Source organism: Herbiconiux ginsengi (assembly GCF_900107435.1).
Classification (GTDB): Bacteria; Actinomycetota; Actinomycetes; order Actinomycetales; family Microbacteriaceae; genus Herbiconiux; species Herbiconiux ginsengi.
On the sequence record NZ_FNPZ01000004.1, the window covers coordinates 85,728 to 106,473 of the forward strand.

The window sequence follows — 20,746 nt, forward strand, 5'->3', positions numbered from 1 at the left end:
TAAAATCGAAGCGTCCACGTCACCCGAAACGACGGAGAAGACGATGTCGAGAGCACTGTTCATCATCGACGTTCAGAACGATTTCATCGAAGGCGGCGCGCTCGGCGTCGAGGGCGGAACCGCGGTGGCCGAGGGGATCTCGGCGCTCCTTGCTGCGCATCCGGATGCCTACGATTTCGTGATCGCCTCTCGCGACTGGCACGACCCCGACAACGACAACGGCGGCCATTTCGCGACGGATGCGGAGCCCGACTTCGAGTCGACCTGGCCCGTGCACTGCGTTGCCGGCACCCCCGGCGCCGACTACCACGACCAGCTGACGACGGAGGCGATCGACTTCCACGTGCGGAAGGGCCAGGGCCAGCCCGCCTACTCGATCTACGAGGGAACCACCGAGGAGGGTGGCACCGTGCACGAGCTGCTCGACGCCAACGGCATCACCGAGGTCGATGTCGCCGGGCTCGCCACCGACTACTGCGTGCGCGCCTCGGCGCTCGATGCGATCGAGCACGGCCGGCACGTGCGCATCCTCACCGACCTCGTGGCCGGGGTGTCACCGGATGCGTCCCGCGCGGCCATCGCCGAGCTCGCGCACGCGGGCGCCGACCTGATCACCTCGGATCTCGTCGAGCGGGAGCGGTAGTCCAGGAGTCTCGTCGTCCGCTGCGCGGTAGCGCAAAAGGTGCCTCCCGGCCTTCGGGGTCGCACATTCGGGCTACCGTGCGGGAGTGCGGGCGTTGTCGATGGCGCTCACCCCCGCCGCGGTGAGCAGCGCCCAGAGCTCGGCGCGGTCGGCGAAGGCGTCGAGGTCGAGGTCGAGCGCTGCGCCGAGTGCGGCGATGCGCGCTTTCAGGCTGTGCCGGTGGAGTCCGAGTTCGCGGGCCGCCGGGTCCCACTGACCGTTGCGGCGCAGCCACACCGCCGCCTGCTCGAGCAGTTCCTCGCCGTCGGGCCGCGCCAGCACCTCGTCGAGGCGCACCCGGGCCACGTTCGCGACGGCCCCCGCGTCGAACAGGCCGAGGAAGCTGCGCGCGGCCAGCTCGCCGAACTCGCCGATCTCCCCGGCGCCGGCCGCCTCGAGAGCGCGTGCCGCTTGGCCGAGCCCGACGTCGAGCGCGGGCCAGCCGACCGTCTCGGAGACCCCGGCTCGCGCCTCACGCGCGTCGAGCATCCGTCGCACCGACTCCCAGCGCCGTTCGTCGACGAGCAGTACCAGGCGGCCCGCGCGATGCACCAGGAAGATGCCACTCGTGGTCGCGAAGGCGCGGCGCTCGAGCTGATCGGCGAGGCCGGGTGCGGCTTGGTCAGCATCGAGAGTCACCACCCGGAAGCGGTCGTCGGGAACCGAGACCGGGATCGACGCGGTCGCGCGCCGCACCACGCCCACCTGCCCGTCGTGCAGCAACTCGAACAGCTGATCGGCCAGCGACCGGAGGCTCGTGCGCACCACTTGCCCCTGCTCGAGCGACACCTCGGCGAGGGCGGTGAGGGTGGTGAGCACCGAGAGGTCGGTGCGGTCGAAGGGCTCGGTGCGGCGAGCCACCAGCACTCCACGGATGCGACGGGTGCCGCCGAGGGTCTGCACGATCGCGTGGTCGGCGGCGTCGACGTCGGCGCGAGAGCGGCGGCCCGCGCGCAGCAGACGCTTCACCTCGGGCACGAGGTCGGCGAAGCGCTCCTGGGGTGTGCCGGCACGCGTCGCTGCGGTCGCGGTCGGGGTGGCGTCGGATGCTCGGGATGCTCGGGATGCAACACCGCCACTCGGCGTCACGGATGCGCCTCCCGGCGACGAGACGATCACGTCGGCATCCGGGTCGAAGACCGCGATGGCGCAGCCCAGCCGCTCGGCGGCCTTCGTCACCGCCGAGGTGAGCCCTCCGTTGCCGAGCGTGGCCAGCGACACCGCCCGCTGCGCTTCGAGCGCCCAGTCGAGACGGGCGCGCGCGTCGGCGGCCTGCGCATCCGCCACCCACCGGCTGATGGCGATGAACGGCGTGCGATACGGCACCTCGAGCAGCGGGAGGCCCTGCCGGCGGCAGGCGCGCACGAGCTCCGGCGGGGTTCCGCTCTGCACCACCTCGGTGCCGAAGCCGAGAGCCACCACGCCTGCGGCGAGGAGACGGGACACATACTCGTCGATGAGGTGCGGCACCGCGCCCGAGAACTGGCGGCCGGTGGTGAGCAGCAGCTGACCGGCGCTCAGAAACGGGGTGGGATCGTCGAGGTCGGAGCCGTGCGCCCAGAGCACCTCGACCGTGGGCGAAGCGGCGGGCACGATGACGCGCAGATGGAACGGCTCGTGGGCCAGGAGGGCGTTCAGGGTGGCGGGCACGCTCCGATCCTAGGCCCTGCTGCCACACTGGCAGCGATAGCAGCGGCATCTGCCAGAAGGGCAAGCCGCGGCTGTGTGCTGCGGGCGTACGGTCGGACTGAGCCCGAACTTCGAAAGCCGAACCCTTCGAAAGGAACCGACATGAGCGCAGCATCCGAGGCCGACGTTCTCGCATCCGTGCCCGACCGCCTCTTCATCGGAGGCAAGTGGGTCGCGTCGTCGAGCGGCACGACCATCGATGTCTACGATCCCGCCACCGGCGCCGTGCTGAAGTCGATCGCCGATGCCACACCCGAAGACGGCATCCGGGCGCTCGACGCCGCCGTCGCGGTCGCCGACGAATGGGCCGCCACCGCTCCGCGGGCACGCGGCGAGATCCTCCGCGGCGCCTTCGACCTGCTGCAGGAGCGCAAAGACGCGGTCGCGCTGCTCATGACCATGGAGATGGGCAAGCCCCTCGCCGAAGCCGCGGGCGAGGTCGCCTACGGCGGCGAATTCCTGCGCTGGTTCAGCGAGGAGGCCGTGCGCATCGCCGGCCGCTACGGCCGCAACCCCGAAGGCACGGGCCAGATGGTGGTCTCGCAGCGGCCGGTCGGCCCCTCCTTCCTCATCACGCCCTGGAACTTCCCGCTCGCCATGGCCACCCGCAAGATCGCGCCGGCGCTGGCCGCGGGCTGCACCGTCGTGGTGAAGCCCGCCACGCTCACGCCGCTCACCACCCTCTACATCGCGCGCCTGCTCGAGCAGGCCGGGCTCCCCGCCGGCGTCGTCAACGTGATCACCACGTCGACCTCGAACGCCGTGTCGGCGCCGATCATCGCCGACCCGCGCCTGCGCAAGCTCAGTTTCACCGGCTCGACCGGCGTCGGCCGGGCGCTGATGAAGCAGGCCTCCGAGAACGTGCTGCGCACCTCGATGGAACTCGGCGGCAACGCTCCCTTCGTGGTGTTCGAGGACGCGGATCTCGACAAGGCCGTGGAGGGCGCTCTGCTGGCCAAGTTCCGCAACATCGGGCAGGCCTGCACCGCCGCGAACCGCTTCATCGTGCACCGTTCGGTGTCGGCGGAGTTCTCGCGGAGGGTGGCCGAGAAGGTGGCGGCGTTCCGCATCGGGCGCGGCACCGAAGAGGGCGTCAGCATCGGGCCGCTGATCAACGACGACGCCGTCGACAAGGCCGACGAGCTGGTTCAGGATGCGGTCTCCCGCGGCGCCACTTTGGTGGCCGGCGGACACCGCATCGAAGGAGTCGGCAGCTTCTACGAGCCGACAGTGGTCACGAACGTTCCGGCCGACAGCGAGATCCTGCGCGAGGAGATCTTCGGACCGGTCGTGAGCGTGGTCGAGTTCGACGACGAAGACGAAGCGGTGCGGCTCGCCAACGACACCGAGTACGGGTTGGTGAGCTACGTCTTCACCGAGAGCCTGGCGCGCGGGCAGCGGATGATCGAGAAGCTCGACACCGGCATGATGGGCCTGAACGTCGGCGTCATCTCGAACGCGGCGGCTCCGTTCGGTGGTGTGAAGCAGTCGGGACTCGGCCGCGAGGGCGGGCTCGAGGGCATCCACGAGTACCTCTCGACGAAGTACACCCTCATCCCCAACTCCTGAGGGATCACCCCTCCACCACCTTCGCCGACCCGTCACTTGGTGCCGTTGTGGAAGCCTCATAGCGACGTCAAGTGACGGGTCGGCGAAGGGGGTGGAGGATCACCAACCGTGCGTGAGGACTGCGTCGAGGGTGTGCACGAAGTAGTCGGCGCTCTCGATCGTGAGGGTCATGGGCGGTTTGATCTTCAAGACGCACTGGCGGTCGGAGGTGGGCTGCACGATCACGCCGAGCTCGCGCATCCGCTCGCAGATCATCGCCGTCTCGAGGTCGGCGGGCTCGCGCGTCGCCCGGTCGCGCACGAGTTCGACGCCGAGATAGAGCCCCAGGCCGTGCACCGCGCCGATGAGCTCGTGCTTCTCGGCCAGGTCTTCGAGGCGGGATTTCAGGTGGGCGCCGACGACCCGGGCGTTCTGCTGCAGGTGTTCGTCAGCCAGGATGTCGAGCACCGTCGTTCCCACGACGGAGCTGACCGGGCTGCCACCGGCCGAGGAGAAGAAGTAGCCCTGCGAACGGTAGCGGTCGGCGATGGCGCGGGTCGTGATCACGGCGCCGAGCGGATGTCCGTTGCCCATCGCCTTGGCCACGGTGACGATGTCGGGCAGCACGCCCTGCTGCTCGAAGCCCCAGAAATACTCGCCCAGCCGGCCGTAGCCGACCTGCACCTCGTCGGCGATGCAGAGCCCGCCGGCGGCACGGATCGCGGGGTAGACGGCTCGGAGATAGCCATCGGGGAGCGGCATCCCGCCCGCGTTGCCGTAGAAGGCCTCCGCGATGAAGGTGGCGGGTGCCCGGCCGTCGGCCTGGAGCCGCTCGATGGACGCGACGGCGTCGGTGGCGTAGCGGTGGGCGTCGGCGCCCCGGTGGCGGCCCCGGTAGGCGTTGGGCGCGTCGAGCGTGTGCACCCAGGGAGGCCGCGTCTCGAGGGCCTGGGGGTTGTCGGCGACGGACGTCGAGACGGCGTCGGCCGCATCCGACCAGCCGTGATAGGCCTCGCGCACCGCGACGACGTCGCGCCGGCCCGACCAGGCCCAGGAGAGTCGCAGCGCGAGGTCCACCGCTTCGGTGCCGCTGTTGACGAGGAAGACGGTGTCGAGCGGATCGGGCAGCAAGGCGGCCAACCGTTCGGAGAACTCGGCGATCGACGCGTAGTTGAACCGTGAGTTCGTGTTGAGCAGGTTCAGCTGCCGGCCCACGGCTTCGGCGATGCGCGGATGGGCGTGGCCGACCGCGGCGACGTTGTTCACCATGTCGAGGTAGGGGCGGGCGTCGGTGTCGAAGAGGTGGTGGCGCCACCCGCGCTCGATCTCGGGCGGATCGGCGAAGTAGTGCTCCTGCACGGCGGCCAGGTGGCGTTCGCGGCGCCGCACGAGTGCTGCGGCCTCGGGCGTCGTTCCGTTTCGCAAAGGAAACGTCGACCGAGGCTCCCTTGGGCGCGGTTGCAGCGACGTTTGCGGAATCGAACTACCGGCGGTGTCGAATCCGGTGATCAGCGGGGTGGGGTCGAGCACGGAGGGCAGCCAGCCGGGCAGGAGTTCGGCGGTGGTGAACCACGGCACCTCGTCGAGGGCGACGTCGCCGGTGGTCAGGCGGATGCCGAGCGGCGTGCCCGCGACGGCGATGCCGAGCGGGTCGCCGGCGCGCACGGGCACCTCTGCGGCTTGCCCCGTGACGGTCTGAGGCCCGGTGGCGGCGTCGAGCGCCGAGGTGACGGCTGTGCCGGCCGTCTGAGTGGCGGCGATGTCAGGACCGGGTCGAGGCAGGTCTGAACCATCGGGAGCCACGATTCCGGTCAGTTCCAGCGTGAGGCCGGAAGCGGTCGTGAGGCGCAGGGGCGCTCCGCCGGCCGGTGAACGGTCGAGGGTTCCGGGCCACGGAGCGCGCACGACCTGGCCCGGCTCGGCGAAGGTGACCTCGACGCCGAGTGCGGCACACGGATGCGGAGTGCACGACTCGCGGAAGGAGCGCGTCAGGCGGCGCTCGCCGAACCGCGTCGCCGCGGCGGCAGTGCGACCCGTCGTGCCGGCGCCGGCGGGAGCTGCACCGGAGTCCGGGGCCGCGCTCGCCACGGCGGAGTCCACGTGCGAGGAGCCGGCCGTCCCGGACTCGGGGAACACCCCGGCGACCGGGTCGATCCCAGGGCCCCCGCGCGAGGAGCCGGCCGCTTCGGACTTGGAGAAGTCCTCAGCGACCGGGCCCGCACCAGCGGCCGCGTCTGTGAAGGGCCCCGCCGGGCGGATGCGGAGGGCGGCGGCCGCCACGAGGCGTTCGGCATCCGGCGAGGCGAACAGGCCGGCGGCCAGGGCGTCGCTGGTGGAGGAGAGGTCGACGAACCGCACCGCCGCCGCCACGAGACCCGGCAACAGCGGGTGCATCGGCGCAGGAACGGACGGCGCCGACGCCGGCGGGAAACCCGCCGCCTGGCGCACCAGCTCGGTCATCACGCCGAGCGGCACGCTCGTCGCGACGTCGAAGATGCGGTGCTCATGAGCCGCGTTCGCCCGGGTGTAGTCGTTGCCGGGGTCGGTCGCTGCCGCGTGGTGAGCGCTCACGACCAGGGTGGCGGCCCGCGCCACGACGAGCGGCCACAGAGCATCCGCCTCCGCCGACGACAACGGACGCAGCGCCTGGAAGGCGCGCACCGCCGGCAGGATCGACACCGCCGACGCCCCGTGATGGTGGAGCACCGACGAGCAGGTCACCGCGAGCTCCGCCACCGCCCAGGTCGACATGACGTCGCCGAAGTCGATGATGCCGCATGGCTCCATCCGCCCGCCCGGCACCGACGCCCGCGCGACCACGTTGTCGTCGGTGATGTCGCCGTGGATGACTTGCCGCGGCAGCTCGGCATCGAGGTCGGCCAGCGCATCCGTGCACGACGACATCGCGGCCCGGAGGCGCGCGGCCAGCGCTGGGCCGGTCACCGAGGGCAGGAGGTCGTCGACCAGCCGGCCGGCGTTCCGCAGGTCCCACTCGAGCACGCGCTGCGTTCCCGGATGCTCGAACCCGGCCAGGGCGAGCACCGACCGCGCCGCGTAGGCGCCGAGCTGTGCGACGACGGAGGGCGCCAGATAGCGCGATCCTGAGAGCGGAGAGCCCGAGACGAAGTCGAGCATCCGCACTAGCAGGCGCGAACCACCGTCGCCGAGCGGCACTGCGCTCACGAGGGCGCCGTCGAGGGCGCGGTGCGTGCGCGGTGCGGCGATGTCGGCCGCCAGCGAGCCGAACCGTTCCGCGGCCAGCGATTGCGCGGTCAGCTCGGCGACGGTGGTGGACGGATGCGCGAACTTCAGCAGCAGGCGTCGCCCGTCGGTCGCTTCCAGCAGGAAGTTCGCGTCGTGCTGGCTCCCCAGTGCTGCGACCATGCCCGGCACACCGAAGACCGCCGCCGCCACCCGGGAGGCGGATGCCGCGTCGACCGCCGGCGCGGGCGTGACGACCTCGGCGAAGCTCCGGGCGCCGGGCTGAGGATTCTCGGTCGAAGACGCGGTCACGCCCCCATCTTGGCATCCGCTCTTGACAGAGCGCAGCAAGCCTGATTGGTTAGTTACATGAGTAATGAACCAATGAACGGTCGTAGCGATGGATGAGTCGCGGCCGATCTTCGTTCAGATCGCGGAACAGATCGAGAACGACATCATCGCCGGCATCCTGCCCGAAGAGGGTCAGGTGCCGTCGACGAACGAGTTCGCGGCGTTCCACCGCATCAACCCGGCGACCGCCGGAAAAGGCGTGAACCTGCTCGTCGACGACGGGGTTCTGTACAAGAAGAGGGGAATCGGCATGTTCGTGGCAGCCGGGGCGCGCGACCGGCTGGTCGCCAAGCGTCGCGACCAGTTCCAGAGCGAATACGTCAGGCCGCTCGTCACCGAGGCCGGCAAGCTCGGCATCTCGGAGACGCAGCTGGTCGAGATGATCAGACAGGAGGGCGCCGAATGAGCGCGGTGATCGAGGTCTCCGGCCTCAGCAAACGGTTCAAGAACGTCACGGCCGTCGATGACGTCGACTTCTCCGTCGAGGAGAACACGATCTGCGGCCTCCTCGGCCGCAACGGCGCCGGCAAGACCACGCTGATGCAGCTCCTGACGGGTCAGGATTTCGCGACCCGCGGCAGCATCCGCGTCTTCGGAGAGACGCCGGTGGAGAACAGGAACGTGCTCCAGCGCGTCTGCTTCATCAAGGAGAGCCAGAAGTACCCGGAGGAGTTCACCGCGAAGCACGTCTTCCGCAGCGCTCCCTGGTTCTTCCCGAACTGGGACGCCGAGTTCGCCGGGCGGCTGATCGACGACTTCCGGGTGCCGTTGACCCGGCGCATCAAGAAGCTCTCGCGCGGCCAGCTCTCCTCCATCGGCGTGATCCTGGGGCTCGCCTCGCGCGCCCCGCTCACCTTCTTCGACGAGCCCTACCTCGGGCTGGATGCGGTGGCGCGGCAGATCTTCTACGACCGCCTGCTCGCCGACTACGCCGCGCATCCGCGCACCGTCATTCTCTCCACCCACCTGATCGACGAGGTGTCCAACCTGCTCGAGCACGTCTTCGTGATCGACGAAGGCCGGCTCATCATCGATCAGGATGCCGACAGCCTCCGCGGCTCGGCGGTCACCGTCGTCGGCACGCGCGCCGCGGTCGACGCCTTCGTCGCCCGTCGTGAGGTGCTCCACACCGATCACCTCGGCGGACTCGCCTCCGTCACCGTCGACCGGCTCAGCCAGAGCGAGCGTGTCGAGGCCACCGAAGCCGGCCTCGAGCTGTCGCCCGTGTCGCTGCAGCAGCTGGTCGTGCAGAAGACCAACATCCCACACCAGGAATTCGAGCAGAGCGCATGACCACACACACCCTCACCGACGCAGCGCCCACGACCGCGGCGGCTCCCGGCGGAAGCCGCATCACGGCCGTGATGAAGCTGCACCTCGTCAACCGGTTCAGCGTGTTCGCGATCCCGTGGATGATCCTGGGCTTCGTTCTGCTGATCAACGTGATCATCTGGTGGATCATCGTGTCGGCCACCCGCGACCCCGATGCGGTGGCGGATGCGCAAGACGGTCTGCAATACAGCGGCGCGACCTTCTACATCTTCGTCTACATGATGGTGCTCGGCATCCAGGGTGTCGCGCTCACCTTTCCGTTCGCACTCGGCTTGAGCGTCACCCGGCGCGACTTCTGGCTCGGCAGCGCGCTCGGTTTCGGTGTGCTCTCGGCCCTCTACAGCGCCGGGATGACGGCGCTCGCCGTGATCGAGCAGGTCACGAACGGCTGGGGCCTGGGGGGCCGGATGTTCACGGCGCTCTACTTCGGCGCCGCCGACGAGGCCTGGTGGTTGCGCTTCCTGATCTTCTTCGTGATCTTCCTGTTCTTCTTCTTCGTCGGTTCGGCGATCGCCACGATCTACCTGCGCTGGCGGGTGAACGGCATGTTGGTGTTCTTCGCCGGCCTCGCGCTGGTTCTCGTCGGACTCCTGGCGCTCGTGATCTTCACCGACAGCTGGCCCGCTGTGGGTGCGTGGTTCGCTCAGAACGGCACGGTTGGCGTGGTGTTCTGGAGTCTCGTGCCCACCGCGTTCGCGGCTCTCACCGGCTTCGTGCTGCTGCGCCGAGCCACCCCGAAGAACTGAGTCGGCCGGGGCCCACCTCGGTGGCGGGCCCCGGCCGCGCTCACACCAGCAGCTGGTGCTTCGCCAGTTCGCGATAGAGCGGGGTGGATGCGACGAGCTCGGAGTGCGTGCCCACCCCCACTACGCGGCCGTGGTCGACGACGACGATCTGATCGGAGTCGACCACGGTCGAGAGCCGGTGCGCGATCACGATCAGCGAGCGGTTCTCGGCCACGGCGTCGATCGCCTCGCGGAGCATCTGTTCGTTCAATCCGTCGAGCGATGACGTCGACTCGTCGAGCAGGAGCACCGGGGGAGCGGCCAGCAGGGCCCGCGCGATGGCCAGGCGCTGGCGCTCGCCACCGGAGAGCATGACGCCGTCTTCGCCGACTGCCGCGTCGAGCCCCTCGGGGGAACGGGAGAGCACCTCGCCGAGGTTCACGGCGTGGAGCACCTCCACGCAGTCGGCGTCGGTGGCCTCGGGCGAGCCGAGCAGCAGGTTCTGGCGGATGCTGCCGGCCAGCACCGGAGCATCCTGCTCCACGTAGCCGATCTGCGATCGCAGTTCGACGCGGTCGAGCTGCCGCACGTCGACGCCGCCGAAGCGCACGGCCCCGGAGGTGGGGTCGTAGAAACGCTCGATCAGGGCGAGGATGGTCGACTTGCCGGCACCAGAGGGGCCCACGATGGCGGTGCGCTTGCCACGGCCGGCGGCGAAGCTGATGCCGTGCAGCACACCCGTCTCGACCTCTTCCTTCTCGGCGCCCTGCTCTGAGGAGTCACCCGGGGCGACCTTCTCGTCGTAGCGGAAGTGCACGTTCTCGAACTCGATCGCCGGAGCATCCGGGGATGCCGAGCCCGGCGCCGCGAGAGCCGCGATCGCCCGGTCGTCCTGCCCCTCGATCGGCAGGTCGACGATCTCCTGGATGCGGCCGAGTGCACCGAGTGCCTGGTTCACCGAGTTGATGGCGCCGAACGCCTGGCCGAGCGGCATGATCATCATGAACAGGAACAGGATGAACGACACCAGGCTCGCGATGGTGATGGCTCCGGAGGCCACGCGGAATCCACCGACGCCGAGCACCACGAGGAATGAGACCTGCAGTGCGATGCCCGCGATCGGCACCACGAGGGCCGAGATCTTCGCGACCTTCACGCCCTGCTCCCACGCGCCCTGAGCATCCTTGTCGACCGCCGCGATCTCGCGCTCGGTGGCGTTCGAGGCCCGCACGGTGCGGATGGCGCTGATCGAGCGCTCGACCGCCGCTGCCAGGTCGCCCACCTTCTCCTGCTGCTTGCGGCTCGCCGTGCGCACCCGGCCCGAGATCGAGACGACCGTCACCACGGAGACGGCGATCACGAGCACGGTGAGGCCGAGCAGCACGGGGTCGATGACGAGCATCGCGATCAGGGCGCCGAAGAACACCAGCGAACCGCCGATGGCATCCACGAGGCCCTGGGTGATCACGGCGTAGAGCAGGGTGGTGTCGGAGCCGACGCGCGACACCAGGTCGCCGGTACGGCGGGTGTCGAACTGGCTGATCGGGAGGCGGAGCATCCGGTGCACCAGCTGACGGCGGGCGGACAGCACCACGCTCGTGCCGGTGCGCTGCAGCAGGTAGTGCTGGAAACCGCTGATGAGGCCCGAGATGATGACGAGCGCGATGAGCGCCCAGACCAGCATGTCGAGCGGGTTGCCCGCCTGCACGACCGTGATCACCTGGCTCACGAGCAGCGGCTGCGCCAGGCTCGCCGCGGCGCCGAGGATGCTCAGCACGATCACGACCGAGAGCACCTTCTTGTGCTCGAACAGGAAGGGAAGCAGCTGGCGGAACTTCGCGCGCGGGCCCTCGTCGGGCTTGCCGCCGCGGCCTCGGCCGAACGGACTCCGCGAGCGCGGGGCGGGGCGGTCGTCTTCCTTCTCAGGCGTGGACGTGGTGGTCGACATGGTCTTCTTTCTGTGCGGAGTGCGGATGCCGGTGGGGGCGAGTGGTCAGTGCCGCCCGTATTTCTTGTGCACAGCCTGGCGTGAGACGCCGAGCGCGAGCGCGATCAGCTGCCAGGAGGCGTTGGCGTTGCGGGCGCGGCGCACGGCCACGGCCTCGATGCGGTCGAGTTCGTGCCGCAGTTTCGCCACGGCCCGGAGCGAGACGATCGGGTCGTTGCTCCCCGCATCCGCCGCCAGCGTGTGCACATCGGTGACATCCATGTGTCAACCTTAGTTGACGTCTTCGGTTTGTCAATTCAGGTTGACACCGAGCACTGTCGTGGGTGGTCCGTAGACTCTGCTGCGACGAAAGGATGTCGCCGATGGACGCCTCGATGCGCTGGGCCGGGCAACGCATCGACGCCCTCGCGCCCGGAACGTTGCCGGGCCTCGCGCGGGTCAGCAACCTCGTGCAGAGCGTGCGCTCGCCGGAGTTCGCGGGCATCACCTTTCACGAGATCCTCGCGAAGACCGCGCTGAACCACGTGCCCGCCACCGCCCGGATGCTCCCCGACGAGTGGACCATCAATCCCTACCGCGGCTGCACCCACGCCTGCGTCTACTGCTACGCGCGGCCGACGCACGAGCACCTCGGGCTGAACGTGCTCGGCGACTTCGACGACCAGATCGTGGTGAAGACCAACATCGTCGATGTGCTGCGCGCCGAGCTGGCCAAGAAGCGCGTGCTGCCGCCGCGCGTCGCGCTGGGCACGAGCACCGATCCCTATCAGCGCGCCGAGGGTCGTTACCGGTTGATGCCCGGCATCATCCAGGCGCTGGGGGAGTCACGCATCCCGTTCTCGGTGCTGACCAAGGGCACGCTGATCCGCCGCGACATCCCGCTGCTCGTCGAGGCGAACCGGCGGGCGCACGTCGAACCGGGGCTCTCGATGTCGTTCGTCGACGAGGAGTTGCAGCAGTCGTTGGAGCCCGGCACCCCCACGACCGCGGCGCGACTCACCGCTCTCGCCGAGATCCGGGCGGCGGGGCTCGACTGCACCGTTTTTCTCGCGCCGATCCTGCCGATTCTCAGCGACCGGCCGCACCAGCTCGAACGGATGGTCCGCCAGATCGCCGAGGCGGGCGCCACCGCTGTGCTGCCCACGCCGTTGTATCTCAGCTCGGCCGTGCGACCGGGGTTCTTCGCCTGGCTCGGGCGCACGCATCCGGAGCTCGTGGCCGACTACGAGCGCATCTACTCGGGCGGCTCGGAGGCCGACCCGCGTTACCGGCGCTGGCTCGACGAGCAGCTGCAGCCGCTGCTCACCAAGCACGGGCTGCCGGCTCCGGATGCGGGGGTGCAAGACAAGTTCGCCCTGCACGGCCGCCGCGCCGCCGCGCCTGGGGCTGACGCCCCTGTACCACCGACACTGTTCTGAGCACGCGGGCGGGCCCGGGCGGCGTGCGGCCGCCGGCCCGCCCGAGCCTGCGTCAGCTGAGCGCGTTGTCGAAGTCGATGTCGCGGGTCTCCTTGCTGATGATGAGCGCACCGAGGGTGATCAGCGCCATCAGCGAGAGGTAGTTGCCCACGAGCGCGGGGCTGCCGTCGGCCGCCTGCCAGAGAGCCACGGCGATGAACGGGGCGACCGCCGCGCCGAGGATCGACGCCACGTTGTAGCTGATGGCCGATCCGGTGTAGCGCACGTTGGCCGGGAAGAGCTCGGGCAGTTCGGAGCCCATCGGCCCGAAGGTGAGGCCCATCAGGGTGAAGCCGATGATGAGCAGCGCCATCACGCCCACGAACCCGCCCGCGAACAGCGGCACGAAGAAGAGGCCGAAGGCGGCGATGGCGATCGTGGTCCAGATGAGGGTCATGCGACGGCCGAAGCGTTCGGCGAGCGGGCCGGCCACCAGCGTGAAGACTCCGAAGAACACGCAGCCGATGACGAGCATGATCAAGAAGTCGTTGCGACCGTAGCCGAGGCCGGGCACGAAGGAGGCGGCGTCGAAGGGCTTGCCCGCGGCATCCGCTGCGGCCTGGGCGGTCTCGACCGACGACGCGGTGGTGCCGAAGGTGAGCGTGAACGTGGTCATGAGGTAGAAGAGCACGTAGGTGGCCAGCATGATGAAGGTGCCGAGGATGAGCGGACGCCAGCTGGTCTTGAACACGCGGGCGAGCGGCAGCTTCGCCACCTCGCCGGCGTTCACGACCTTGGTGAAGGCCGGGGTCTCGACGAGCTTGAACCGCACGTAGAGGCCGATGATCACGAGCACGGCACTCGCCAGGAACGGCACACGCCAGCCCCAGGCGAGGAAGGCCGCGGAGTCGAGCGTGGTGCTGAGCACCAAGAAAACGACGTTCGCGATGATGAAGCCGATCGGCGCCCCGAGCTGCGGGAAGGTGCCGTAGACCGCGCGCCGGCCCTTCGGCGCGTTCTCGGTGGCGAGCAGGGCCGCGCCCGACCATTCGCCGCCGAGGCCGAGGCCCTGGCAGAAGCGGAACAGCACGAGCAGGCCCGGAGCGAGGATCTGCCAGCCCGGCGTGAGCCCGGTCGGCAGCGCGCCGATGAGCACGGTCGCGATGCCCATCGTGAGCAGCGACGCCACCAGGGTGCGCTTGCGCCCGATCCGGTCGCCGAAGTGGCCGAACAGGATCGAGCCGATCGGGCGCGCCACGAACGCCACGCCGAACACCGCGAACGACTGCAGCAGCGAGATCGTCGGGTCGGCGTTCGCGAAGAACAGGGTGGGGAAGACCAGCACGGCCGCCGTGGCGTAGACGTAGAAGTCGTAGAACTCGATCGAGGTGCCGATGAGGCTGGCGAGGATGACGCGGCCGCGGGTGTTGGCGGGTGCGGTGGGAGGGGCGTCGAGCACGGTGGAGGACATCAAGCGCTTTCGGTCAGGAGCGCGAATCGCGCAGAATTCTTCAGCTTACGCCTGCCCTTAGGATGTCGGGGGTACGTCTTCAAGAAGGAGTGGCTCGTGGGCAGAGTGGTCGTCGTGGGTTCGTTGAACATCGATTCGACGGTGGAGGTCGAGCGCCACCCGCAGCCCGGCGAGACGCTCCTGGGTGGAGACCTCGTGAAGCACTTCGGCGGCAAGGGAGCGAATCAGGCCGTCGCGGCCGCGCGTGCCGGCGCCCGGGTCTCGTTCGTGGGCCGGGTCGGCGACGACGCCGACGGAGACGCCTACATCAGCCGCCTGGCCGGTTACGGCATCGACACCGCGCACCTCTCGCGCACCACCGGAGTCTCCACGGGACACGCGGCGATCGCCGTCGCCGCCGATGGAGAGAACACCATCATCGTCTCGCCGGGCGCCAACGGCCGGGTGACCGTGGGCGACCTCGCGACGCTCAACGACCTCGGGCCGGGCGACGTGCTGCTCGGCTCGCTCGAGATCGACGCGGATGTCGTGGCCGAGGCCGCGCGCATCGCCGCCGCTCGGGGGGCCCGCGTCATCCTGAACCTCGCTCCCTACGCCGCGTTGCCGGGCGACGTGCTCGACCTGGCCGACCCGATCGTGGTGAACGAGCACGAGAACGAGCTGCTCGCCGCCGACGGGTACACGCCGCGCTCGGTGCTCGTGACCCTCGGGTCGAAGGGCTCGCGCTGGGGGGCGCACGAGGTTCCGGCGGGCGCGGTCTCGGTCGTGGTCGACACCACGGGCGCCGGCGACTGCTTCTGCGGCACGCTCGCGGCCGGCCTCGCCGCCGGGCTCAGCGAGCCCGACGCGATGCAGGCGGCCTCGCTGGCCGCTGCCGCATCCGTCGGCTGGGTTGGCGCCCAGCCCTGACGCTGTTCGAAATCGCAAACGTCGCCGCAACCGGCGCCTCTATGGCCTCGGTTGCGGCGACGTTTGCGATTTCGAACGGCTAGGCGCCGCGGATCGCCCGGAGGGTGAGCGCGGTGGCGATGGCGGCCTCGGCCGCCTCGGCGCCCTTGTCCTCCTTCGAGCCGGGGAGTCCGGCGCGATCGAGGCCCTCCTGCTCGTCGTTCAGGGTCAGCACGCCGAAGCCCACGGGTTTGCCGGTGAGGATGCTCACCTGCGTGAGACCGCTGGTCGCGGCATCCGAGACGTATTCGAAGTGCGGTGTGCCACCGCGGATGATGACGCCGAGCGCCACCACCGCGTCGGCGCCCGCCTCCAGGGCGGCGCGAGACACCACCGGCAGCTCGAAGCTGCCCGCGACGCGCACCTCGGTGACGGTCACGTTCGCCGCCGCAAGGGCGCGGCGGGCGCCCTCCAGCAGGCCGTTCGTGATCTCCTCGTGCCAGGTGCCGGCGACGACGGTGATGTTCAGTCCTGTTCCGTCGAGATCGACGTCGAGACTCGGGGCTCCCGCTCCGCTCATGGGTTGTCCTTTCCGCGTTGTTCGGGTCAGCGCACGGCCGAGGGCAGCACGTGCCCCATGCGGTCGCGCTTGGTGTCGAGGTACTTCTGGTTGAAGGTGGAGGCGCCCACCACGAGGGGGATGCGCTCTGCCACGTCGATGCCGTGGGCCTCGAGCTGCCGCACCTTCTCGGGGTTGTTGGTGAGCAGGTGGATGCTCGTGGTGCCGAGGTCGTCGAGGATCGCGACCGCCGCACCGTAGTCGCGCGCATCGGCGGGGAGGCCGAGCGCGACGTTGGCGTCGAGGGTGTCGAGTCCGTCTTCCTGCAGGCGGTAGGCGCGCAGCTTGTTCACCAGGCCGATGCCACGCCCTTCGTGCCCGCGGAGGTACACCACGACGCCGCCGTGCTCGGCGATCAGGTCGAGCGAGGCGTCGAGCTGCGGGCCGCACTCGCACTTGAGGGAGCCGAACGCCTCGCCGGTCAGGCACTCGGAGTGCACGCGCACGAGCGATCCGGGCGCCGTCGGGTCGCCCGAGACGATCGCCACGTGGTCGGCGCCGGTCTCGAGGTCACGGTAGGCGCGCATCCGCAACAGGCCGTGCGTGGTGGGCACGCTTGTCTCGACCTCGAAGTGCACGCGCGGGGAGGCGGCGGGCACGTCGTCGGGGCTGGTCGCGGGGGTGGTGACCCGCGCGCTCGCCGAGGTGGGGGCATCCGGCTCCCGCCCGTCCTGCTCGTTCAGCCACTCGATCAGCAGTTCGATGGTGGTCACGGGCAGGCCTTCGCGCTCGCCGGTGGCGAGCAGGTCGTCCATCCGCATGGCCGAGCCGTCTTCGGCGATCATCTCGCCGATCACGCCCACCGGCGAGAGCCCGGCGGCGCGCATCAGCTCCACCGCGGCCTCGGTGTGCCCCGCCCGCTCGCGCACGCCGCCGTCGACGGCGCGCACGGGCAGGATGTGTCCGGGGCGGATGAAACTGGCCGGCGTCGAATCCGGGTCGGCCAGGAGGTTGAGCGTGCGCGCGCGATCGTGGGCGCTGATGCCGGTGGTCACACCCGAGGAAGCATCGACCGTGATCGTGTAGGCGGTGCGCCGGGTGTCTTCGTTGTTGACCACCATGGGCGGCAGCGCGAGGCGGTCGGCCAGCTCGCCGGGCAGCGGCGCGCAGAGGTAGCCGGAGGTGTTGCGCACCATCCAGGCGATCCACTCGGGCGTGGCGAGCGCGGCCGACATGATCGCGTCGCCTTCGTTCTCGCGGTCGGCCGCGTCGGAGACGATCACGGGCTTGCCGGCGCGCAGTGCGTCGAGCACGTCGGAGATGGGGGAGAACGTCATGAGTTGCTCCTTTCGAAGGACACCAGGCGTTGCACGTGGCGGGCCAGGATGTCGGTCTCGAGATTCACCCGATCGCCCACGGAGAGGGCGCCGAGCGTGGTTGCCGTGAGGGTTTCGGGAATGAGGGAGACCTCGAACCAGTGCGAGCCATCCGCCTCGTCGCCGATGTTCGAGACGGTGAGCGAGACGCCGGAGACCGAGATCGACCCCTTGTCGACCACGAGGGGGGCGAGGGATGCGTCGATCGAGAACCGCAGAACGCTCCACGCCTCGCCGGGGGTCACGCTGAGCACCTCGCCGGTGCCGTCGACGTGACCCTGCACGATGTGCCCGCCGAGACGGTCGCCCACCTGGGCGGCGCGTTCGAGGTTCACGCGATCGCCGACGGCCAGGCTTCCGATGGTCGACATGGCGAGGGTCTGCGCCATCACGTCGGCTGTGAAACTGTCGGCGGTCTGGTCGATGACCGTGAGGCAGACTCCCGAGACCGAGATCGAGTCGCCGTGGCCGGCGTCGCTCACGGCGAGTGGGGCGCGCACCGTGATGACGGCGGCGTCGGAGGTGCGCTCGAGAGCGAGCACCTCGCCGAGTTCTTCGATGATTCCCGTGAACACCGGGCTACTCCTTCGTGGGCGCCGAGGCGCCCGGTCGTGCGACGATCCTGATGTCGTCGCCCAGTCGTGTGACATCGGTGACGGTGAGCCTGAGCTGCTCGCCGATGGTGCCGACCCCGAGGTCGGTGAGGGCGGTGCGCGGGCCGCCGATCAGGGTGGGCGCGAGGTAGACGAGCACCTCGTCGACCAGTCCGGCCGCAACGAACGCGCTGGCCAGCGTCGGGCCGCCCTCGACGAACACCGAGCGCACCTCGTCGGCGTAGAGCTCGTCGAGCACCGCGGCGAGGTCGTGGGTGGCGAACACGCGGGCGGGCACCGGATGCGCGTGCACGCGCGCGGTGGCCGGCACGGCGCGATTGCCGATCACCACGGGTGCCGGCTGATGCGGCAACAGGCCGTCGACCGAGTCTGTGCGGGCCGCGCCGGCCGGTCCGGCAGCCGCCTGTTCGGCCGTGCCGGCGGTACGGGCGGTGAGCGCGGGGTCGTCGGCCAGCACCGTTCCCGTGCCCACCACGATCGCGTCGGCGTCTGCGCGCCGGAGGTGCACGTCGGCGCGGGCCGCGGGCCCGGTGATCCACTGGCTCGTGCCGTCTGCCGCGGCGGCGCGGCCGTCGAGGCTCGACGCCCACTTGACCGTGACGAAGGGGCGATGCAGGCGCACCGAGGTGAGCCACGGCCGGATCGCCTCTTCGACGGCGGGCGCCCCGAGACCCTGCTCGACGTCGATGCCGGCTTCGCGCATCCGCTCGGCTCCGCCGTGGGAACGCTCGCCGGGATCGGCGACCGCGTACACCACACGGGCCACGCCGGCTTCGATGAGCGCGACGCTACAGGGCCCGGTGCGACCCAGGTGGTTGCAGGGCTCGAGGGTCACGACGGCGGTGGCTCCGCGGGCGAATTCGGGATCGGCCAAGGCGGAGAGGGCGGCGACTTCCGCGTGAGCGGTTCCCGCGCCACGATGCCAGCCTTCGGCGAGCACCTCGCCCTCGGGCGAGAGCAGAACGCAGCCGACCTGCGGGTTCACCCCGTGCCGGGGGCCGCGGAGCGCGAGCTCGAGCGCGCGAGTCATCGCGTCGTTCTCGGTCGTCCTGGCGTTCATCCGGTCCTCGTCTGCTGACGCGGCTCCGGGGATGCGCTCGAAAGCGCCGACGGCTCCGCGATCGGCGGAACCGTCCGTGCATCCTCCCATCCGGACTTGGACAGGCCTTGCGGCACTGCCATTACCGTCGGTTCTGGAATTCCACCAGATCAACCTCACCCCACTGCGAACAGCAGGCCTTCGGCTCGCGGACTATAACCGCCGGTTCAGAATCTCACTGACCCCGGAGCACGTTTCTTGTATCTAGTTATACCCCAACGCCTCGGGGCGGAAAGTATTCCCCACTCGTGTGACGGCGCGCTCCGCTAGGGAGTGCTCCGCGCGGCCGGCAGGCGGAGCGGCTCAGGCGCCCGGCCGACCATGCTCGCCAGCCCCCACGAGGTGACCTTCGCCAGCGCTTCGACCACGATGCCGGTCGACATCTTCGACACGCCCTCGGCGCGCTCCACGAAGGTGATGGGGAATTCGCCGATCGTGCCGCCCGAGCGCTCGAACAGCCAGGCTAGCTCGATCTGGAAGCAGTAGCCCTGGGAGTTGACGGTGCCGAAGTCGATCGTGCGCAGCGAATCGGCGCGGAAGCCGCGGTAGCCGCTCGTGAGGTCGTGCAACTTCGACTGCAGCATGATGCGTGCGTAGGCGGTGCCCGAGCGCGAGATGAGCTTGCGGTAGGCCGGCCAGTTCTTGATGACGCCACCGGGGATCCAGCGCGTGCCGATCGCCATGTCGGCCCCGTCGCGCAGGAGCGCGGTCAGCCGGGGCAGCTCTTCGGGCTGGTGCGAGCCGTCGGCATCCATTTCGACCACGAAATCGTAGTCGCGTTGCAGGGCCCAGCGGAAGCCCGCGGCGTAGGCCGCGCCCAGACCGTTCTTCTCGGTACGGTGGATGACATGGATGCGGATGTCGTCGGCGGCCAGGTCGTCGGCCAGCTGACCGGTGCCGTCGGGCGAGTTGTCGTCGACGATGAGAACCTCGACACCCGGCTCGGCGGCGAGAACCCGCTGGGTGACACCGGCGATCGAGCCGATTTCGTTGTACGTCGGTATCACCACGACAGTTTTCGCCATAGTTTCCTCAATCGATCAGGTAGTGCCAAGTCTGGCGGCGCTGGAAAGCGTATCGATGCTTTCTGTTCATTTTCCCCAGTTACGCTCAGCATTCTCTTGGAAGATACGAAAAGTTCTCTTCTTTGGTTTCGTACGTCAGAAACGGTAGATCCTTCATGAGCAGTGCCCCCGTCACGAGGTCGCGCCTCCGTATTCTCGCCGTGGAGTTCATCCGCTTCGGCCTGGTCGGAGGACTCGGTTTCATCGTGGACGTGGGAGTGTTCAACCTCCTCCGCACGACGATCATGGATCCCGCACACATGCACGAGGGCCCGGTCGTCGCGAAGCTCATCTCGACCACGCTCGCGATCCTGGTGAACTGGCTGGGCAACCGGTACTGGACCTTCAAAGAGCGTCGTCGCGCCGACATGCTGCGCGAGAGCATCGAGTTCTTCGCCGTGAGCATCGTCGGCATGGGGATCGGCCTGGTCTGCCTCTGGTTCTCGCACTACGTGCTGCACTTCACCTCGCTCTGGGCCGACAACATCTCGGGAAACGTCATCGGATTGGTGCTCGGCGCGATCTTCCGCTTCGTGCTCTACCGGGTGTGGGTGTTCGGGGAGCACCGGGTGCGGGTTCCGGATGCGCGGATCGAGGCCGCGGGAAAGACCACCTCGATCTCCTGAGGCCCGTCTGATAGGTTCTGGATCAGTCGACCGGAGTATCCAGTCAACGGGCAGTATCCAATTGAACAAGCCTTCGAACAGCAGCGGGAGAGTCCGCCCGAGAGCCATCGGGCCGGCGCCGTAGGAGCAATTCCTCTCCGGGAAACTCTCAGGCCCACGCACCGCTGCAGTTGGGC

The 20,746-nt window shown here is 69.5% G+C and carries 18 protein-coding genes and 2 riboswitches; of the genes, 8 read left to right on the forward strand and 10 right to left on the reverse strand.

The annotated features are described in order from the left end of the window. Positions 1 to 43 precede the first annotated feature (43 nt). Entirely contained in the window at positions 44 to 643 is a 600-nt protein-coding gene (locus BLW00_RS16845) for an isochorismatase family protein (RefSeq protein ID WP_092556359.1), read from the forward strand. A 72-nt stretch (positions 644 to 715) separates the two neighbouring features. Here the strand turns inward: BLW00_RS16845 and BLW00_RS16850 are convergent, their stop codons facing one another. After that, positions 716 to 2,332 carry a PucR family transcriptional regulator gene (locus BLW00_RS16850; RefSeq protein ID WP_092556361.1) on the reverse strand — a complete coding sequence of 539 codons (1,617 nt, stop codon included), beginning with the start codon at positions 2,330 to 2,332 and terminating at the stop codon, positions 716 to 718. 141 nt (positions 2,333 to 2,473) lie between these two features. Here BLW00_RS16850 and BLW00_RS16855 point away from each other — a divergent pair, with 141 nt between their 5' ends. Next, positions 2,474 to 3,940, forward strand: coding sequence for an NAD-dependent succinate-semialdehyde dehydrogenase (locus BLW00_RS16855; RefSeq protein WP_092556363.1), 1,467 nt, complete (start codon positions 2,474 to 2,476; stop codon positions 3,938 to 3,940). Positions 3,941 to 4,039: 99 nt separating this feature from the next. Here BLW00_RS16855 and BLW00_RS16860 read toward each other — a convergent pair whose 3' ends face one another. Then, positions 4,040 to 7,432 (reverse strand): aminotransferase class III-fold pyridoxal phosphate-dependent enzyme, encoded by a 3,393-nt coding sequence (locus BLW00_RS16860; protein ID WP_217634412.1) that lies wholly within the window; start codon positions 7,430 to 7,432, stop codon positions 4,040 to 4,042. An 88-nt stretch (positions 7,433 to 7,520) separates the two neighbouring features. Between BLW00_RS16860 and BLW00_RS16865 the strand changes: the two genes are divergently transcribed. The 3 genes from BLW00_RS16865 to BLW00_RS16875 are packed head-to-tail and all read left to right on the forward strand — an operon-like array spanning position 7,521 to position 9,549. Continuing rightward, positions 7,521 to 7,877 carry a GntR family transcriptional regulator gene (locus BLW00_RS16865; RefSeq protein ID WP_092556365.1) on the forward strand — a complete coding sequence of 119 codons (357 nt, stop codon included), beginning with the start codon at positions 7,521 to 7,523 and terminating at the stop codon, positions 7,875 to 7,877. Beyond that, the gene (locus tag BLW00_RS16870) at positions 7,874 to 8,764 is read left to right on the forward strand and encodes an ABC transporter ATP-binding protein (protein WP_092556367.1); all 891 of its coding nucleotides are present in this window, start codon (positions 7,874 to 7,876) and stop codon (positions 8,762 to 8,764) included. The genes BLW00_RS16865 and BLW00_RS16870 overlap by 4 nt, the downstream gene beginning before the upstream one ends. After that, entirely contained in the window at positions 8,761 to 9,549 is a 789-nt protein-coding gene (locus BLW00_RS16875) for a hypothetical protein (protein WP_092556369.1), read from the forward strand. Before BLW00_RS16870 ends, BLW00_RS16875 begins: the two co-directional genes overlap by 4 nt. A 40-nt stretch (positions 9,550 to 9,589) precedes the next feature. Here BLW00_RS16875 and BLW00_RS16880 read toward each other — a convergent pair whose 3' ends face one another. Next, positions 9,590 to 11,476: an ABC transporter ATP-binding protein gene (locus BLW00_RS16880; protein WP_092556371.1), complete on the reverse strand. Its 1,887-nt coding sequence runs from the start codon at positions 11,474 to 11,476 to the stop codon at positions 9,590 to 9,592. 45 nt (positions 11,477 to 11,521) lie between these two features. After that, on the reverse strand, positions 11,522 to 11,737 hold the full coding sequence (locus tag BLW00_RS16885) for a hypothetical protein (RefSeq protein ID WP_022896008.1): 216 nt from the start codon (positions 11,735 to 11,737) through the stop codon (positions 11,522 to 11,524). Between the two features lie 101 nt (positions 11,738 to 11,838). Between BLW00_RS16885 and BLW00_RS16890 the strand changes: the two genes are divergently transcribed. Beyond that, positions 11,839 to 12,894 (forward strand): radical SAM protein, encoded by a 1,056-nt coding sequence (locus tag BLW00_RS16890; RefSeq protein ID WP_245741646.1) that lies wholly within the window; start codon positions 11,839 to 11,841, stop codon positions 12,892 to 12,894. A 52-nt stretch (positions 12,895 to 12,946) separates the two neighbouring features. Here BLW00_RS16890 and BLW00_RS16895 read toward each other — a convergent pair whose 3' ends face one another. Continuing rightward, on the reverse strand, positions 12,947 to 14,344 hold the full coding sequence (locus tag BLW00_RS16895) for an MFS transporter (protein ID WP_092556373.1): 1,398 nt from the start codon (positions 14,342 to 14,344) through the stop codon (positions 12,947 to 12,949). 96 nt (positions 14,345 to 14,440) lie between these two features. On the opposite strand from BLW00_RS16895, the gene BLW00_RS16900 reads away from it, so the two are divergent. Beyond that, entirely contained in the window at positions 14,441 to 15,253 is an 813-nt protein-coding gene (locus BLW00_RS16900; protein ID WP_092556375.1) for a ribokinase, read from the forward strand. A 79-nt stretch (positions 15,254 to 15,332) separates the two neighbouring features. Here the strand turns inward: BLW00_RS16900 and ribH are convergent, their stop codons facing one another. The 5 genes from ribH to BLW00_RS16925 all read right to left on the reverse strand — a co-directional run bounded on the left by ribH (position 15,333) and on the right by BLW00_RS16925 (position 19,905). Further along, entirely contained in the window at positions 15,333 to 15,812 is a 480-nt protein-coding gene (ribH, locus tag BLW00_RS16905) for a 6,7-dimethyl-8-ribityllumazine synthase (protein WP_092556377.1), read from the reverse strand. A gap of 26 nt (positions 15,813 to 15,838) precedes the next feature. Next, a complete protein-coding gene (gene ribA, locus BLW00_RS16910) occupies positions 15,839 to 17,128 on the reverse strand; it encodes a GTP cyclohydrolase II (RefSeq protein ID WP_092556379.1) in 1,290 nt (429 codons plus the stop codon). Next, positions 17,125 to 17,742 carry a riboflavin synthase gene (locus BLW00_RS16915; RefSeq protein WP_092556381.1) on the reverse strand — a complete coding sequence of 206 codons (618 nt, stop codon included), beginning with the start codon at positions 17,740 to 17,742 and terminating at the stop codon, positions 17,125 to 17,127. The genes ribA and BLW00_RS16915 overlap by 4 nt, the downstream gene beginning before the upstream one ends. Positions 17,743 to 17,746: 4 nt before the next feature. Beyond that, positions 17,747 to 18,841, reverse strand: coding sequence for a bifunctional diaminohydroxyphosphoribosylaminopyrimidine deaminase/5-amino-6-(5-phosphoribosylamino)uracil reductase RibD (ribD, locus tag BLW00_RS16920; RefSeq protein ID WP_245741647.1), 1,095 nt, complete (start codon positions 18,839 to 18,841; stop codon positions 17,747 to 17,749). 73 nt (positions 18,842 to 18,914) lie between these two features. Then, a riboswitch (FMN riboswitch) is annotated at positions 18,915 to 19,076 on the reverse strand. 70 nt (positions 19,077 to 19,146) lie between these two features. Further along, positions 19,147 to 19,905, reverse strand: coding sequence for a polyprenol monophosphomannose synthase (locus tag BLW00_RS16925; RefSeq protein WP_092556383.1), 759 nt, complete (start codon positions 19,903 to 19,905; stop codon positions 19,147 to 19,149). Positions 19,906 to 20,060: 155 nt separating this feature from the next. Here BLW00_RS16925 and BLW00_RS16930 point away from each other — a divergent pair, with 155 nt between their 5' ends. Beyond that, entirely contained in the window at positions 20,061 to 20,570 is a 510-nt protein-coding gene (locus tag BLW00_RS16930) for a GtrA family protein (protein WP_092556385.1), read from the forward strand. Positions 20,571 to 20,644: 74 nt separating this feature from the next. Then, positions 20,645 to 20,744, forward strand: a riboswitch (glycine riboswitch). Positions 20,745 to 20,746: the final 2 nt, after the last annotated feature.

Bases quoted from the DNA above. Each gene is read 5' to 3' on its own strand.
- BLW00_RS16845 (WP_092556359.1), top strand. From the start codon at position 44: ATGTCGAGAGCACTGTTCATCATCGACGTTCAGAACGATTTCATCGAA.
- BLW00_RS16855 (WP_092556363.1), top strand. From the start codon at position 2,474: ATGAGCGCAGCATCCGAGGCCGACGTTCTCGCATCCGTGCCCGACCGC.
- BLW00_RS16865 (WP_092556365.1), top strand. From the start codon at position 7,521: ATGGATGAGTCGCGGCCGATCTTCGTTCAGATCGCGGAACAGATCGAG.
- BLW00_RS16870 (WP_092556367.1), top strand. From the start codon at position 7,874: ATGAGCGCGGTGATCGAGGTCTCCGGCCTCAGCAAACGGTTCAAGAAC.
- BLW00_RS16875 (WP_092556369.1), top strand. From the start codon at position 8,761: ATGACCACACACACCCTCACCGACGCAGCGCCCACGACCGCGGCGGCT.
- BLW00_RS16880 (WP_092556371.1), bottom strand. From the start codon at position 11,476: ATGTCGACCACCACGTCCACGCCTGAGAAGGAAGACGACCGCCCCGCC.
- BLW00_RS16885 (WP_022896008.1), bottom strand. From the start codon at position 11,737: ATGGATGTCACCGATGTGCACACGCTGGCGGCGGATGCGGGGAGCAAC.
- BLW00_RS16890 (WP_245741646.1), top strand. From the start codon at position 11,839: ATGGACGCCTCGATGCGCTGGGCCGGGCAACGCATCGACGCCCTCGCG.
- BLW00_RS16895 (WP_092556373.1), bottom strand. From the start codon at position 14,344: ATGTCCTCCACCGTGCTCGACGCCCCTCCCACCGCACCCGCCAACACC.
- ribH (WP_092556377.1), bottom strand. From the start codon at position 15,812: ATGAGCGGAGCGGGAGCCCCGAGTCTCGACGTCGATCTCGACGGAACA.
- ribA (WP_092556379.1), bottom strand. From the start codon at position 17,128: ATGACGTTCTCCCCCATCTCCGACGTGCTCGACGCACTGCGCGCCGGC.
- ribD (WP_245741647.1), bottom strand. From the start codon at position 18,841: ATGAACGCCAGGACGACCGAGAACGACGCGATGACTCGCGCGCTCGAG.
- BLW00_RS16925 (WP_092556383.1), bottom strand. From the start codon at position 19,905: ATGGCGAAAACTGTCGTGGTGATACCGACGTACAACGAAATCGGCTCG.
- BLW00_RS16930 (WP_092556385.1), top strand. From the start codon at position 20,061: ATGAGCAGTGCCCCCGTCACGAGGTCGCGCCTCCGTATTCTCGCCGTG.